Origin of the sequence: Microvirga massiliensis (assembly GCF_001006805.1) — a bacterium.
Lineage (GTDB): Bacteria > Pseudomonadota > Alphaproteobacteria > Rhizobiales > Beijerinckiaceae > Microvirga > Microvirga massiliensis.
Genome location: NZ_LN811351.1, coordinates 541,891 through 556,424, shown reverse-complemented (window position 1 = coordinate 556,424; position 14,534 = coordinate 541,891). Strand labels below are relative to the sequence as shown.

13 protein-coding genes are annotated in these 14,534 nt (G+C 63.9%); 6 read left to right on the top strand and 7 right to left on the bottom strand.

All coding sequences use genetic code 11. The features are described from left to right. Positions 1-276: 276 nt before the first annotated feature. Both BN1233_RS07720 and BN1233_RS07715 read right to left on the bottom strand, forming a co-directional pair. Positions 277-2,598 carry a xanthine dehydrogenase family protein molybdopterin-binding subunit gene (locus BN1233_RS07720; protein ID WP_046862901.1) on the bottom strand — a complete coding sequence of 774 codons (2,322 nt, stop codon included), beginning with the start codon at positions 2,596-2,598 and terminating at the stop codon, positions 277-279. Positions 2,599-2,752: 154 nt separating this feature from the next. After that, positions 2,753-4,966, bottom strand: a complete 2,214-nt coding sequence (locus BN1233_RS07715) for a malate synthase G (protein WP_046862900.1) — start codon at positions 4,964-4,966, stop codon at positions 2,753-2,755. Between the two features lie 441 nt (positions 4,967-5,407). On the opposite strand from BN1233_RS07715, the gene BN1233_RS07710 reads away from it, so the two are divergent. Then, positions 5,408-6,079, top strand: coding sequence for a CBS domain-containing protein (locus BN1233_RS07710; protein ID WP_046862899.1), 672 nt, complete (start codon positions 5,408-5,410; stop codon positions 6,077-6,079). Positions 6,080-6,226: 147 nt separating this feature from the next. Here the strand turns inward: BN1233_RS07710 and maiA are convergent, their stop codons facing one another. Next, complete coding sequence (gene maiA, locus BN1233_RS07705) at positions 6,227-6,859, bottom strand: maleylacetoacetate isomerase (protein WP_046862898.1); 633 nt, start codon at positions 6,857-6,859, stop codon at positions 6,227-6,229. 158 nt (positions 6,860-7,017) lie between these two features. Between maiA and BN1233_RS07700 the strand changes: the two genes are divergently transcribed. From BN1233_RS07700 to BN1233_RS07690, 3 genes are all read left to right on the top strand, one after another. Beyond that, complete coding sequence (locus BN1233_RS07700) at positions 7,018-7,611, top strand: cytochrome c oxidase subunit 3 (protein ID WP_244470966.1); 594 nt, start codon at positions 7,018-7,020, stop codon at positions 7,609-7,611. Beyond that, complete coding sequence (locus BN1233_RS07695; RefSeq protein ID WP_046862896.1) at positions 7,608-7,886, top strand: cytochrome C oxidase subunit IV family protein; 279 nt, start codon at positions 7,608-7,610, stop codon at positions 7,884-7,886. Before BN1233_RS07700 ends, BN1233_RS07695 begins: the two co-directional genes overlap by 4 nt. A 155-nt stretch (positions 7,887-8,041) precedes the next feature. Continuing rightward, on the top strand, positions 8,042-8,407 hold the full coding sequence (locus BN1233_RS07690) for a hypothetical protein (protein ID WP_046862895.1): 366 nt from the start codon (positions 8,042-8,044) through the stop codon (positions 8,405-8,407). 199 nt (positions 8,408-8,606) lie between these two features. Here the strand turns inward: BN1233_RS07690 and BN1233_RS07685 are convergent, their stop codons facing one another. From BN1233_RS07685 to BN1233_RS07670, 4 genes are all read right to left on the bottom strand, one after another. Continuing rightward, a complete protein-coding gene (locus BN1233_RS07685) occupies positions 8,607-9,326 on the bottom strand; it encodes an NAD(P)H-dependent oxidoreductase (protein WP_052763729.1) in 720 nt (239 codons plus the stop codon). A 68-nt stretch (positions 9,327-9,394) separates the two neighbouring features. Continuing rightward, positions 9,395-10,369 carry a DUF6282 family protein gene (locus BN1233_RS07680; protein WP_046862894.1) on the bottom strand — a complete coding sequence of 325 codons (975 nt, stop codon included), beginning with the start codon at positions 10,367-10,369 and terminating at the stop codon, positions 9,395-9,397. Positions 10,370-10,411: 42 nt separating this feature from the next. Then, positions 10,412-11,317 carry a cupin domain-containing protein gene (locus tag BN1233_RS07675; RefSeq protein WP_046862893.1) on the bottom strand — a complete coding sequence of 302 codons (906 nt, stop codon included), beginning with the start codon at positions 11,315-11,317 and terminating at the stop codon, positions 10,412-10,414. A 55-nt stretch (positions 11,318-11,372) separates the two neighbouring features. Next, positions 11,373-12,164: an HpcH/HpaI aldolase family protein gene (locus BN1233_RS07670; protein WP_046862892.1), complete on the bottom strand. Its 792-nt coding sequence runs from the start codon at positions 12,162-12,164 to the stop codon at positions 11,373-11,375. A gap of 115 nt (positions 12,165-12,279) precedes the next feature. Between BN1233_RS07670 and BN1233_RS07665 the strand changes: the two genes are divergently transcribed. Together BN1233_RS07665 and BN1233_RS07660 are read left to right on the top strand one after the other, a co-directional pair. Then, positions 12,280-13,062 (top strand): IclR family transcriptional regulator, encoded by a 783-nt coding sequence (locus tag BN1233_RS07665; protein ID WP_046862891.1) that lies wholly within the window; start codon positions 12,280-12,282, stop codon positions 13,060-13,062. A 153-nt stretch (positions 13,063-13,215) separates the two neighbouring features. Continuing rightward, the gene (locus BN1233_RS07660) at positions 13,216-14,502 is read left to right on the top strand and encodes an MFS transporter (RefSeq protein ID WP_082145250.1); all 1,287 of its coding nucleotides are present in this window, start codon (positions 13,216-13,218) and stop codon (positions 14,500-14,502) included. The last annotated feature ends 32 nt before the right edge of the window (positions 14,503-14,534 follow it).

Sequence of the window (14,534 nt, the reverse complement as noted above, 5' to 3'; positions counted from 1 at the left end):
TCGCGACCAACACCTTTGGGCACGGTCCCCGCTTTTAGCAGTGCCAGTGCATATGATCCCGCCGCCTCTCCGCCCTGAGGCCGAAGATGACCTCTTTGCCAGTCAAGCCTTCTGCCGCCCCAGCACGGGATGAAGCGGTAGGCGGCAGCGGCTCGACTATAACGTTTCGTCTCACTCGTGGCGCCTCACCGGATCGGATTTCAAATTTGGCAAAACGAAGCCATCCAGTTCCCCACGATTGCGGCTGGATTGCCTCGTCTGCGCCTCCCGAGCCCCTCACGCAACCGGCATCTGCGCCCTGGCGGAGCGGAGCGCGGCGAAGACACGAGCGGGCGTTGCAGGCATGTCGATATGGCGTATCCCGGAGGCGCGGTGGAGCGCGTCCACGACGGCATTCGCGACGGCCGGGCACGAACCGATGGAACCCGCCTCCCCAGCCCCCTTAATGCCGAGCGGATTGGTCGTGGACGGAACGTTCAGCGTCTCGAAGTGGAAAAGCGGGACGTCCTCGGCGCGGGGCACACAGTAATCCATGAAACTTGCCGTCAGGAGCTGCCCCTCCGCGTCGTAGACGGTCCGCTCGAGGAGCGCCTGCCCAACGCCTTGCGTGATGCCGCCATGGACCTGCCCCTCGAGGAGGAGCGGATTCACCGTCATCCCGAAATCGTCGACGATCGTGTATCGCGCGATCCTGGTGGTGCCAGTCTCGGGATCGACCTCGACCTCCGCGATATGCGTCCCGTTCGGGTAAGTGGCGTCCGGTGGGGTGAAATCGCCTGAGCCGGTGCGCCTCTCATCAGTTGCTCGAGGCAGCTGTGCCAGCTCCGCGAAGGTGATCCGACGATCCGTTCCGGCCACGCGCACGGCGCCCTCCCCGATCTCGAGGTCTGAGACCCCCGCCTCGAGGTGCTCCGACGCGAGATCCTTCAGCTTCGCCGCGAGGTCGCGCGAGGCCACGGAAACCGAAATTCCACCCACCGGGATTGAGCGTGAGCCTCCCGTCCCGTTTCCGGTCGCGACCTGCACCGTATCTCCCTGCATGACACGGATCTGTTCGAGAGGAAGATCGAGATGCTGGGAGACGAACTGCGCATAAGCAGTCGCGTGCCCCTGCCCGTTCGATTGCGTTCCCGAATAGACGGTGATCGTTCCGTCCTGCTCGAGTTGAACTTTGACGTCCTCTCCTTCGCCCCAGGCGGTGCACTCGATGTAGGTTGCAAGCCCGATCCCACGCAGTCGTCCTGCCTGACGGCTCGCGCGCGCCCGGTCCTCGAAACCGGCCCAGTCGGCCTGCTCGAGAGCCCGAGTCATATGGGCATTGAAATCACCCGTATCGTAAGTGCGCTCGCCGACCGGAGTCGTGTAGGGCATCTCGTCGGGGCGAACAAAATTCCTGCGCCGGATCTCCTCGGGCGCAATTCCCGTCTCGCGGGCGGCATGGTCGACGAGCCGTTCGAGAAGATAGGCGGCCTCGGGCCGGCCCGCGCCGCGATAGGCATCGACAGGCACCGTGTTCGTGTAAACGCCCCGCACACGCACATGAATCAGCGGCGTGCGGTAGACGCCCGTCATCATCGTGGCACCGAGATACGGGATGAAGGGGCCGAACTGCGACAGGTATGCGCCCAGATTGCCGATGATGTCGAACCGCATCGCGAGAAACCGACCGGCCGCATCGAGCGCAACGGAACCCGTCGAGACATTGTCGCGTCCCTGCGAGTCGCCCGTGAAGTGATCGCTGCGATCGGCAACCCACTTGACGGCTCGACCGAGCCGCCGGGCCGCCTCCGCCGCCAGCGGATATTCTCGATACATGAAAGTCTTCGTCCCGAATCCGCCGCCGACGTCGCCGGTCACGACGCGGACCTTGTCGGAATCGATTTTCAGGATCTCCTTCGCGAGCGTATCGCGCAGGCTATGAACGCCCTGGCTCGAGAGCGTCAGCGTGAAGCTCTCATTGCGCGTGTCGTATTCCGCAACGACACCGCGCGTTTCCATGAAGTTCGAGACGACGCGATTGTTTTCGATGGTCAGGGAGACGACGCGATCCGCTGCCGCGAAGGCCGCGTCGACCGCAGCCTCATCCCCCAGGGCAGTGTCGAAAGCGACATTGCCGGGAGCCTCGCTCCAGACGAGGGGCGCACCGGCTTCCAGAGCGCTGCGGGAATCGCTCACGGCCGGAAGCGGCTCGTAGTCGATCTCCAGCGCTTCGGCAGCATCACGGGCCTGCTCCAGCGTGTCTGCGACCACGAATGCGACCGCATCCCCGACATGCTTGACGGCGCCCCTGGCGAGTACCGGGATATGCGCCAGATGGCTCTGTGTCCGGTCGGCATTGGGCACGGGAGCGAGGCACGGCACAGGGCCGAGATGCGAGACCTCGTCCGCAGTCAGAATCAGCCTGACGTCAGGCATGGCTCGCGCCGTAGCGGCATCCGTGATCGTGAATCGCGCATGCGCATGGGGGCTGCGGACGACGATCGCGCGAAGGCATCCCTCGGGCGTGTAGTCGTCGGTGTATTTCCCGCCTCCGGTCAGGAGACGCCTGTCCTCGACGCGTCGCATCGGCTGACCGACGCCGAATTTCGCAGTTGCCACGGGCAGCCTCGAATTGCTGTTCGAACCGCCTCAAGCTTACCCAACGTTCGCCGAGGGGCAAGGCAATACGCCCGCTCACCTGGAGGCGAGCGGGCGTATCTGTCACTTGGGATGGCAGAGCGGCCTCACGGGCCGCTCCGGCGCACAATCAGCGCTACGCTGTCTTGACTCCGCTCAGTTCGGGGTGCTCGGGCGCTCCGGCAGCTTTCGCCTCCCGGCGCCGGTCGTGGAGGATCCACTCGGTGTAGCCGTTCGGCTGAACGCGCCCCTTGAGGACGAGATCGCAGGCGGCCTGGAAAGCCGCCCCGTCGAAGCTCGGCGCCATGGCGCGGTAGTTCGGATCGCCGGCATTCTGCCGGTCGACCACCGCAGCCATCCGCTTCAAGGTTGCGAGCACCTGCTCCTCGGTGACGACGCCGTGCCGCAGCCAGTTCGCAATATGCTGGCTAGAGATGCGCAGGGTCGCCCGGTCCTCCATCAGTCCGACGTCATTGATGTCGGGCACCTTCGAGCAGCCGACGCCCTGGTCGATCCAGCGCACGACGTATCCGAGGAGGCCCTGGGCGTTGTTGTCGAGTTCCTCCTGAACCGCATCGGGCGACCAGTTCGACTGCGAGACCGGAATCGTCAGGATGTCCGAGATCTTCGCCCGCGGGCGCGATTTCAGTTCCTGCTGCCGGGCGAAGACATCGACCTGATGGTAATGGAGGGCGTGCAAGGTGGCCGCCGTCGGCGATGGAACCCATGCAGTGTTCGCACCGGCCTGAGGATGGGCGATCTTCTGCGTGAGCATGTCGGCCATCCTGTCGGGTGCCGCCCACATGCCCTTCCCGATCTGCGCCTTGCCGGGCAGGCCGCAGGCGAGGCCGATATCGACGTTGGAATCCTCATAGGCCTTGATCCACGCTGTCCCCTTCATGTCGTTCTTGCGGATGACGGGGCCGGCCTCCATCGAGGTATGGATTTCGTCTCCTGTCCGGTCGAGGAAGCCCGTGTTGATGAACACGACTCGGGCCGATGCCGCACGGATACAGGCCTTCAGGTTGACCGTGGTCCGGCGCTCCTCGTCCATGATGCCCATCTTGAGCGTGTGGCGCGGCAAGGAGAGCATGCTTTCGACGCGCTCGAACAGAAGGTCGGCAAAGGCCACCTCGTCGGGTCCGTGCAACTTCGGCTTGACGATGTAGACGGAGCCCGCCCGGCTGTTGCGCAGGTCATGAGTCCCGCTCAGATCGTGCATGGCGATGAGTGCCGTCACGACCGCATCGAGAATGGCCTCGGGCACTTCCGCGCCGGTCTCGTCCAGCACGGCGTCCGTATACATGTGGTGCGCGACGTTCCGCACCAGCATGAGGCTTCGCCCATGAAGGCGAAGCTCGCCCCCATTCGGCTGCATGTAGACCCTGTCCGGGTTCAGCCGGCGCTCGATCATCTGTCCGTTCTTCTCGAACGTCTCCGTGAGCGTGCCGTTCATCAGGCCGAGCCAGTTGCGATAGACCAACACCTTGTCCTCGGCGTCGACGACCGCGACGCTGTCCTCGAGGTCGATGATGGTCGAGACCGCCGCCTCGAGAACGACATCGCTCACGCCGGCCGGATCGTCCGCGCCAATCGGGCTCGTCCGATCGATCACGATCTCGAGGTGCAGACCGTGGTTGCGCAGGAGCACCGCGTCGGGGCTCTCCGCGCTACCCTTGAACCCGACGAACTGATCGGGGTTGGCGAGCTCGGTTCGGGCGTCGTCCTTCAAGCCTACGACGAGCCGGCCCTTCTCGATGCCGTAAGACTTGGCATCGGCATGGCTGCCCTGCGCAAGCGGCACGGAAGCATCCAGGAAGGCCCGCGCGCGCGAAACGACCCGCGCACCCCGGACCTTGTTGTAGCCCTTCCCTCTCTCGGCTCCGCCGTCTTCCGGAATGGCGTCCGTTCCGTAGAGGGCGTCATACAGGCTGCCCCAACGGGCATTCGCGGCATTCAGGGCATAGCGCGCGTTCGAGACCGGGACCACGAGCTGAGGACCGGCAATCCGGGCGATCTCGTCATCGACATTGCTGGTTTCGATACTGAAATCGTCAGGTTCCGGAAGAAGATAGCCGATCTCGCGCAGGAATCCTTCGTATTCGGCAGGATCGAACGGTCTTCCGGCGCGTTCACGATGATACGCATCGATCTGTTCCTGAAGTCGATCGCGGACCGCCAGCAATTCCCGATTGCGCGGTGCCAGTTCCCTGACAATATCGGCAAGTCCAGCCCAGAACCTTTCCGCGGAAATGCCGGTCGAGGGCAGCGCCTCTTTCTCGATGAAGTCGTGGAGAACTTCCGCGACCTTCAGATTTCCAGCAGGTCTGTATTTCGTCTTGCCATTCATGAATCTTTTCGCGCTCCCGACGCCAATTTGAGTGTTCTCTGCGGTTACGCAGAATCCGTGCGGAGCGCCTTACCCCACCGGGCGCAGTCCCGCCAGCGCTTTGGCGGATGCGCGGCTTGGGCTAAGGTCTGAGATCGCTAGAACAAACAGGAAACATTCGGGAGGCGCCTCTCTCCGCCTGCGATCGACGCAGCGACAGGCCCCGCGCCCTGGGCGACCGCCCTCTCCCCGGCCCGAGGGCCGGAAGCACCCCTCGAACCTGCCGTGGTTTCGGACACAGCCCTTCCGCCTGCTCCACAGGGGTCGGAACAGGGCTCACGCCACTCCACGAATTGTTTGCGGCAGAGCAACCTCGCCTCTCGAGCCCGGACCTATAAGCCTGGATGGGGATCGGACCGGTTGCCGGACCCGCCCCGGACGGAAAACAACAGGAGAGGCCTCATGCGCGCGGCGGACATCATGACCAGGGACGTGATCACGCTCACTCCGGATCTCCCGGTCCGGCGAGCGGCCGAAATCCTTCTCGAGCATGGGATCAGTGCAGCGCCGGTGACCGAGGCTGGCGGGCGCTTGGTCGGGATCGTCAGCGAGGGGGACTTGATCAGACGAGTCGAGATCGGGACGGAGCGCCGGAGGCCGTGGTTCCTGCAGATGCTCGTGAGCGACGCCAGCAAGGCCCAGAACTACATCAAGTCACATGCCGCCAGGGTGGCGGACCTGATGACGCCTCGGGTGATCGCCGCAACCGAGGCGATGCCGCTCACCGAAATCGCCGATCTGATGGAGCGCCACAACGTCAAGCGCATTCCGATCCTGCGCCAGGACACGCTCGTCGGAATCGTCAGCCGTTCGGACATTCTGCGGGCCTTTGCGGGCCAGCCCAAGCCTCGGGACCGCACCGCGACGCCCGAAAGCGTCATGAGGAACCTGCGGGCCCAGCCCTTCGGAGTGCCGTGGCCGATCGTCGCCTCGGTCGATCACGGGGCCGTCCGCCTCCAGGGTGCGGTTCGAAACAGGTTTCACGAGGAGACCCTGCGAGTGGCCGCAGAGGCGACGCCGGGCGTCAGATCGGTGGAGAGCAGGCTCTTCACGGTCCCGTCGGCCACCGAGTAGCCCCGGAACCGGCGCTTCGTCGAGAGGCTCCCGATGCATTCCGTGACCACGGGTCACCGGTCATGGCGATCGGCTGTCGCGTTGCCCGGCCGTGAGGCCGGGCGTCGTGCCCGTGTCTCGTCGGCCGTGCTCTCCCGCCCGGCGTCCCTATTCGGCGTCGGGCTGGAGTTCGGGAGCCGCCTTGGCGAAAGCCGGCAACGCCTTGCTCGCCGCTTCGGCTTCGAGGAGCCGCGGGAAACGTTGGACATCGGCGCCATAGCGCCGCGCATTCCCGAGCTGGGGCACAAGGCACACATCCGCGAGCGTTGGAGCCGCACCGAAGCAGAACGGCCCCTCCTGGTTCCTCAGCATGACTTCGCAGGCCGCAAGCCCGTCAGCGTTCACATCCGCCGCCCACTGCAGGACCGTCTCCTCGTCCAGCCCCAGCCTGCGGAGGCGCTTCAGCACGCCGAGATTCTGGACGGGGTGAATGTCGCAGGCGATGGCGAGCGCAAAAGCCCGGACCTTGGCGCGGAGGACCGGATCCGTCGGCAGGAACGGCGGCTCGGGATAGGTCTCGTCGAGCCAGCCGATGATCGCCAGGGATTGGGTGAGGACCGTCCCGTCGTCCAGTTCGAGCGCGGGCACGAGGCCTTGAGGATTGATCGCCAGATAGCTCTCCGCGCGCTGCTCCCCTTTCCGCAGATGATGCGAGACGTGCTCGACCTCCACGCCTTTCAGGTTCAGCGCGATGCGGACGCGGTAGGCCGCGCCGCTGCGGAAATATCCATGGAGCTTCATCCGAAAGGCCTCGTGAGTGCTGGCAGCGGGGGTGTGACGACAATAGCGAGAACGGCCCCTGCCATGAAGGGGAGCGATCGGCATCGGCAACGACGCGACGAGAAGGATCAGCGGGATGCGAGCCGGGTGAGCAATCTCGAACCGGGTGGTGGAATCGGATGGATATGAGGCTCGACGACGCCCATGGAGGCGTCCCCCTTCACGCAAAAGACGATTGGGGGCCCCTGTCCGGCCTGCCTGGCAACCCCATGATGTGGATCCTGATCCTGAGCGAGCTCGTCGCCTTCGGGGCGCTCTTCGCGGCATTCGCGGTCGCACATGCGGTGGATCCCATGACATTCGACGCGTCGCAAGCCCAGCTCGATCGCCTGCTCGGAGGCATCAACACGCTCGTCCTGATCACGAGCGGCTGGCTCGCCGCCATTGCCGTTCAGTGCCGGCGCTCGGCCCGGTCCCCAAGGCCGGCGCTGACCGGAGCGATGCTCCTCGGCGCGGTGTTCCTGTGCGTGAAGGCGATCGAGTACGCGCAGAAATTCACTGCCGGAATCGGAATTGAGACGAACACCTTCTGGACCCTCTACTTCCTGATGACGGGATTTCACGCCCTGCATGTCGTGCTGGGAATCGTGATCCTCGCGATCGTGTGCTGGAAAGACAGCCTCGAGAACCTCGAGACCGGCACGGCGTTCTGGCACATGGTCGATATCATTTGGGTCATCCTCTACCCTCTCATCTATCTCCTGCGCCCATGACCGCTGCACCGACCCGAACCTGGCTCATCCTCGTCGCGCTGACTCTTACGGCCATGTGGGCCGGGGGAGTGACGGGAAGCGCACCGACTCTGGGAATCGTTAGCATCGCCATCGTAATCGCGGTCTCCGGCTTCAAGGTGGTGGCGATCCTGCGCCACTTCCTCGAGTTGAAGCGCGCGTCGTCGGGATGGCAGACCCTCTTCTATATCTACCCGATCGTGCTGGGCGGCCTGATCTTCGCAGCCTATGCCGTCGACTGGCGGTCGCTCGCCTGACGTCTGAAGATCCCTGGGAGCGATCTGCGCAAGAAGATAGCCTCCGGGGTTAGGCCCAATCCTGTCGAGCCCCGCTTCAAGGGTGCAGGACAGCTAGCCTCGCGGAGAGCGACACCGATACCCGCGCTCGCGGACGAGAATCGAGGAGAAGTCGGATGGACAAGTCACGCGAAGCAGGCCTGATGCCGCGTGTCCGCGCACTCGTGAGCACGCTCGATCTCGATTGCGAATGCCGGAAGAGGCTCGATACAGCGCTGCAGCGCTTCGAGGCGCTGGAAAACCGTCGAGAGATCCGGCGCCTGCTCCTGGATGCCCGTCAACAGGCGGACCGAATCTCGGCCCTGCTCGATTTCGCCGGAGAGCTCGACACGCTCACGACCGAAGAGCAGGACATCACTGTTTTCGACGAGATAGCCCTCCTGTTCAAGGAAATGAAAAACGCCGCGGCTTGCGGCGCGGAGGACATGGCTCGCATCCGGGAGCACCGTGCGATGCGCGAGGGTTCCGCCTCGCAAAGGTAATCCAGTTCCCCACGCGTGTGATGGTTGATCAAACAATAAATGGCTGGTCTGCCGCGCTGATGCGGCTGCGTCGGTTGCAGCGGCTCCAAGCGGATCTGTCTCACCGGTGATGGAAATCCGAAGTAGCATTTCCAACAGATTTCACAGTGTGCCCATTGCAGGATTAGAGGGCTCTCTACCGATCAAGCTCTGGTCGAGATCAGATGCTTCTCCTCCATGCCGCAGAGCCAACCGCTTCGAGAATCTCTCTGCTATCGGAGCTGGACCGATCGACGGGAGTGCGAACGGCTTCCAGCAGGCGCTCCTCCCAGGCATCGAGGTATGCGGCGCGTTCCACCTCGCCAATACGCGGAGCTGCGTACGCCACGAAGGGCGGTAGCACCTCGAACCCCATATACTGCAAGGTCAGTCGCTCGACTGGCCAGAGGACGCGGTCAATTTCGCCGTAGGCGCCATCGCTCGAGAATCGTGCCGGCGTACCGCCTGTCGTGACCGAGAACAGGGCGCGTCGGCCCTTGAAAAGGCCGGTATCGAAACGCCGCCCATCGACATAGGCGAAGCCATAGGCGAGCACTCGATCGAACCAGCCTTTGAGAATTGCGGGAACGCTTCCCCACCAGAGCGGAAATTGCAGAACCAGCAGGTCGGCGGCCCGGACACGCTCCTGCTCGCGTTGAATCTCCGGCGCGAAGGTGCCGGATCGTGCAGCCAGTTCCTGTTCCGACTGATAATGGAAGCGCTCGGGGTTCGCGACCGAGGAGAAATCGTGCCGACCGGCGACAGGATTGAAGCCCTCCACATAGAGGTCTGATACTTCGACCGTGTGACCGGCATCCGCCAAGGCCGAGACAGACCTGTCCTTGAGTGCTGCCGTGAACGACGTCGGCTCAGGATGCGCGTAGACGACCAGAATGTGCATGCTGTCCTTCCACTCGCTGAACGCATCCTGTAGGCAGTCTCGTCCTTAATCTCCTGAGCGGAGTAACGTCAGGCCGCTACTTCCGACTGTGTGGACTGCGCCTCGATGGCGGCCTGCACGTCCGCCTCGAGCCCGAACGCGCGAGCCGCATTCGTCGAGACCATCTTTCGGATCTGCTCGTCATCATAGCCGAGGTCGATGCACAGCCTGACTCCGCGGCGGAAGCCCTCGAGCGGACTGAAAATCCCGGTCTGTCCGAGATCCGAGCTCAGGATCGTCTGCTCGACACCGGCCGCGTCGATATGCTTCTTGAGGTCGTCCCCGGTGCAGACCTTGAACTTCGAGCCCTCGAGGAACATGGCGATCGAGTGCTCGACGAACGCCCCCATGGCCGCAATGCCGCGAACGTCATTCAGGCTCGCCCCGACGATCTCCTCGGGATGCGTCAGGACCAGCCGCTTCACGCCGCGACGCTGCGCCTCCTCGAACACCAGCCAGGTCTCGCTGATGTGCAGGTGACCGCTCGCCAGCGCCATGTCGTTCCTGGCAATGATATCGAGGACTTCCTTCACCTCGTCGCGCACCTGCTTGTTGGCGTCGAGCACCGGGACCGCCGAGGCCGGCCGGATCTTCTGGGTCGAGGCGGGATGGCTCCAGGAAGAGGATTTCTCCCAACGCAGATGGTTCTCCGCCGCGAGCGTCGGCATGAAGACGATCTTTCCCCCCATGGCAGCCGTGTGCTCGACGGCATAGGGATTGAAGCCGCCGACCACGTTGTTCAGCACGATGCTGGAATAGATCCTGGTGCGCAGGTGCGGATAATGCTTCGAGATCAACACCGCCGCGACGACGCCGCTGTAGTCGTGATCTTTCGTGATCACGGCAGCAAAGCCTGCTTTGGACATCTCCTGCACGAGTTCGAGATGATCGATGCCTCGTGGAGCGATCGAGGGGCCGGAATGGACGTGCGCATCGATGGCTCCGATCAGGAGCTGGTCGATCCGGTCTTCGATCTGCTGAATCGTGGCGGTGTTGTCTGACATGGGAAACCCTCAAGACAAGTTGTAAGCTTGCATGTGCGCTCGTCAGCGCGGCATCGGGTAATCGTCGGCATTGAGCACCCAGCCCGGCTTCTCCGAGAAGTCGATGCGGGGCGGGCAGAAGATGTCGACGAGCTGGTTCACGCCGGCCTCCATGCCGCGCGAGGTGTGAATGGCCGGCGGCGGGATGACCGTCACCGACGGTGAGGCGCAGAACGCATGCTCGTCCTCGCGCCAGTGATTCATGTTGGTCGTCCAGGGCCAGCGGAGGTGGTGCGTGAACGAACCCTCAAGCGCGAGCGAGCCCTGCTCGAAGTCGTCGTGGTGATGCGGCGACAGCTTCGTGATGTCGCGTGGCCCGACCTGCGGATCCAGGATGTTCACCATGAAGGTGGTGCACCGGAAGATGCGGCCGAAACGCCCGGGCTGCGGCGGCACGTCCAGGCTGTAGGCCCGGATCCGGTATCCATCGCGTGGCGCGGGCCACGGCGCGAAGGGCGGAATATTCGACCGCGGCACCGCATAGGATTCGGCGTTCGCGCACTTGGAAACAAGATCCTCGGAGCGCACCGTGAACAGCCTGACGATACGACCTCCGGTCGGCACCTTGACGGTGCTGATGCCCGGCGGGACGAAGGCGAGCGAATTTCCAGGGATCGTGAGCGTTTCGCTCCCGGCCGAGATTTCGATCGACGTCTCCGCATCGGGGATCAGGACAACGTATTCGTCGGGCTGCGCATCTCGGGAGAACGTGGCGCCCGGCTCAGCCTCCGTGTAAGCCACGATGAAGTTCTGGCCGCAGACATACCACGTGCGCCCCTCGGGCCCCTCCTCCTGCGGCTCCTCATCGTAGAACCTGGCGTATTCCGCACCGGCAAACCCTGCCGTTGGCGTAGGAGTTGCCTTGGGGGCAGCCGAAAGGCTCGCGCGGGGATCAGAAGCGTCGTACATGATGTGCTCTCCAGTTCGCTCACTGTGCCGTTGACATGGCCGAGCGTGCGCCGATTCAGGCGTCCGCTCTGACCGGGGTGAAGTCGGCTAGGACCTTGAGGGCCGCCTGACGCATGAGCCCCTGATCCGACGAGACAATGAAGGCACTGGCGCCGAGCGCCTTCATGGCCTCGGCATCCGCGACGCTATTCGCCATGACGCAGACCGGCTTTCCTGCTGCCTGCGCCGCCGCTGCGATCCGTTCGACGGCAATGCGCACCGCAGGCGCATCCATAGCCGGGGCCCCGAGCGCAACGGTCAGATCTCCCCGCCCGATGAAGAAGCCGTCAAGGCCGTCAACCGCGGCGATCGCCTCGATCTCGTCGAGGGCTTCAGGATCCTCGATCATGGCGATCACGGTCGCTGCAGCGTCTCCAGCGTCGACGTGCTGCCAGATCGAGAGCGTGCCGTAGCCCCCGGCACGCGGCGAATTGGAGAAGCCACGCTTCCCGCCGCGGTAGCGCGCGGCTGCCGCAATTTCCTGCGCTTTCGCAGCGGACGAGACATGGGGCACGAGCACACCCGCTGCGCCACAGTCGAGGACCGAGAGGATCTTTGATGCAGTCGGCTCCGCGACCCTGACAATTCCGGCGGTGCCGGCAGCACGCGCAGCGAGAAGGACGAGATCGATCGTCTCTCGGTCGAACGGCGCGTGCTCTTCGTCGATGACCACGAAATCGAAGCCCAAGCCGCCCAGGATCTCGGTCGCGTGCACGCTGGGCGTCTTGATGAACGTGCCCATGAGAGGCTTTTGGCCGAGAAATCGCTGACGAAAGAGGCCGCTCTCCGGGGCAGAATTGCTTGACATCGAGCCCAGCTCCAGTATGTTTCGAACAGCGAAACGTCGTTTCGCTTTTCTGCGAGGCATGTGCTCGCTTCCAGTTTGAATGTCAAGGGCCCTTGCGGCACCAAGGAGTATTGGGATGCCTAAAATCAGCGGAGACTCGAGCGGAGATGGCGTTCAGGCGGTTGTCCTCGCCCTGCGCATCATGGAATTCCTGGCCGAGCAGCGGAGGCCGGTGGGTGTCACGGCCCTCGCCGAGGCGCTCGGCACTACCAAGAGCCGCATCTTTCGACATCTGCGCACACTCGTGCAGCACGGCTACATCGTGCAGTCGCCGGAGTCGGAGCGCTATCAGGTTGGATCTCAACTGGTGCAGCTAGGCAGGCTCGTTGGAGAAAACCTCGATCTGGCCTCTGCAGCCCACCCCATCCTGCGCGAGCTTCGTGACGAGCTCGGCCACTCCACCGTCGTCTCTCAGGTCGAAGCGGAGGGAGTGCGCGTCCTTGCCAGGGTTCCAGGCACGTCTTCGATCGAGATTGGTGTGAAGCCCGGATCGTTGCTTCCGTTCCACGGGTCGGCGCAGGGGAAGATTGCCCTCGCATTCGGCGATGAGGCTTTGCGCACCCGCGTCTTCCGCTCCCGCCTCGAGATGCTGACTCCGAGCACCATCGCCGCGCCCGGTGCCCTGGAGGAGGAGATCGAGCGAACCCGGCAGCGGGGTTGGGCCATTGCACCAAACGAAGCCATGCTCGGAATCAACACCCTGGCGGCACCGGTCTTCGACGTCTCGGGCACGCTGGTCGGCGCCGTAGGAATCGTGGACTCGATCCAGTTCATTCCTGCCGAAGCATCGGACGAGCAGATCCGGCGCACAGTCGCGGCTGCCAGGCGCATCTCCAAGGACTTGGGCTTTCGAGAATAATCCCGCGCCAAGCCGGCAGGGCGTTGACGCACCGGCAGCTTCCTGCTACACGCGATCAACAACGAAACAGTGTTTTGTCTACCGATACAAGCTGCGCTGCCTGGCAGGAGACGCAATAGCCCCACGCTGCGCCCGATGCAGGAAGGACACACCATGTTCCACTGGTACCAAGAGCTTTCGACAGGTGAGAAAAGGACGTTCTGGGGCTGCTTCGGCGGCTGGGCCATGGACGCCATGGACGTCCAGTTATTCAGCTTCCTGATCCCAGTCTTGATTGCGACGTGGGGCATCAGCGCCACCGATGCGGGCTCGCTGGCGACCGCGGCCCTCATCTCCTCAGCGGTTGGAGGCTGGATCTGCGGCATCCTGTGTGATCGGTACGGGCGCGTCAGGATCATGCAGATCACGATCCTCTGGTATGCGTTCTTCACCTTCCTCAGCGGCTTCGCGCAATCCTACGAACAACTGCTCGTCCTGCGGATCTTGCAGGGGTTGGGTTTTGGCGGGGAGTGGGCCGCCGGCGCGGTGCTGATGGGCGAGATCATCCGTCCGCAGCACCGCGGCAAGGCCGTGGGTTGCGTCCAGAGCGCCTACGCGGTGGGCTGGGCAGCGGCGGCCATCATCTCGACGATCCTGCTGACGCTCCTTCCGGCCGAGTACGGCTGGCGCGCGGTGTTCTGGATCGGCGTGCTCCCGGCAGGCCTGATCGTCTACATCCGGCGCTACATCAAGGAGCCGGAGGTCTTCGAGGAAACCCGGAAGGCGATCCGGGACTCCGGCGAGGATACCGGGCCGCTCGCGATCTTCCGCCCCGCGATCCTGAAGACCACGATCCTGACCTCGCTTCTGGCGCTCGGCATTCAGGGCGCGAGCTACTCGATCACCACTTGGCTTCCGACGTTCCTCAAGACCGAGCGCGGGTTCTCGACCGCCAGCGCCGGATCCTATGTCTTCGTGGTCACGTTCGGTGCATTCCTCGGCTACATCGCGAGTGCCTACCTGAGCGATGCGATCGGGAGGCGCCGGAACTTCCTGCTCTTCTCGCTCGGGTCGCTCCTCGTGGTCGCCCTGTACACCTACGTTCCGGTGGGCGATGTCACGATGCTGCTGCTCGGAATCCCACTGGGCTTCTTTTCGGTCGGCATCTACAGTGCGCTCGGGCCGTATTTCACCGAGCTCTTCCCAACCGCGGTTCGCGCCTCCGGCCAGAGCTTTGCGTACAACTTCGGGCGCAGCCTCGGTGCACTCGTCGTCACGTTGGTCGGCGTGCTGGCACAGTTGATGCCGCTCGGTCATGCGATCGGACTCGTCGGGCTGGCCGGGTATTTCGTTGCCGCGATCGCGACGATGCTCCTCCCGGAGACGCGCGGGATCGACCTGCACATGGCCGGAAAGAGGACCGATCCTGTAGCCGCGCCACTGTCACCTGCAGTAGGCTAGAGCATTTTTCGGTGAACCGGATCCGCTTCACC

Bases quoted from the DNA above. Each gene is read 5' to 3' on its own strand.
- BN1233_RS07690 (WP_046862895.1), top strand. From the start codon at position 8,042: ATGGACAAGTCACGCGAAGCAGGCCTGATGCCGCGTGTCCGCGCACTC.
- BN1233_RS07715 (WP_046862900.1), bottom strand. From the start codon at position 4,966: ATGAATGGCAAGACGAAATACAGACCTGCTGGAAATCTGAAGGTCGCG.
- BN1233_RS07680 (WP_046862894.1), bottom strand. From the start codon at position 10,369: ATGTCAGACAACACCGCCACGATTCAGCAGATCGAAGACCGGATCGAC.
- BN1233_RS07700 (WP_244470966.1), top strand. From the start codon at position 7,018: ATGGATATGAGGCTCGACGACGCCCATGGAGGCGTCCCCCTTCACGCA.
- BN1233_RS07695 (WP_046862896.1), top strand. From the start codon at position 7,608: ATGACCGCTGCACCGACCCGAACCTGGCTCATCCTCGTCGCGCTGACT.
- BN1233_RS07665 (WP_046862891.1), top strand. From the start codon at position 12,280: ATGCCTAAAATCAGCGGAGACTCGAGCGGAGATGGCGTTCAGGCGGTT.
- BN1233_RS07710 (WP_046862899.1), top strand. From the start codon at position 5,408: ATGCGCGCGGCGGACATCATGACCAGGGACGTGATCACGCTCACTCCG.
- BN1233_RS07660 (WP_082145250.1), top strand. From the start codon at position 13,216: ATGTTCCACTGGTACCAAGAGCTTTCGACAGGTGAGAAAAGGACGTTC.
- maiA (WP_046862898.1), bottom strand. From the start codon at position 6,859: ATGAAGCTCCATGGATATTTCCGCAGCGGCGCGGCCTACCGCGTCCGC.
- BN1233_RS07675 (WP_046862893.1), bottom strand. From the start codon at position 11,317: ATGTACGACGCTTCTGATCCCCGCGCGAGCCTTTCGGCTGCCCCCAAG.
- BN1233_RS07685 (WP_052763729.1), bottom strand. From the start codon at position 9,326: ATGCACATTCTGGTCGTCTACGCGCATCCTGAGCCGACGTCGTTCACG.
- BN1233_RS07670 (WP_046862892.1), bottom strand. From the start codon at position 12,164: ATGTCAAGCAATTCTGCCCCGGAGAGCGGCCTCTTTCGTCAGCGATTT.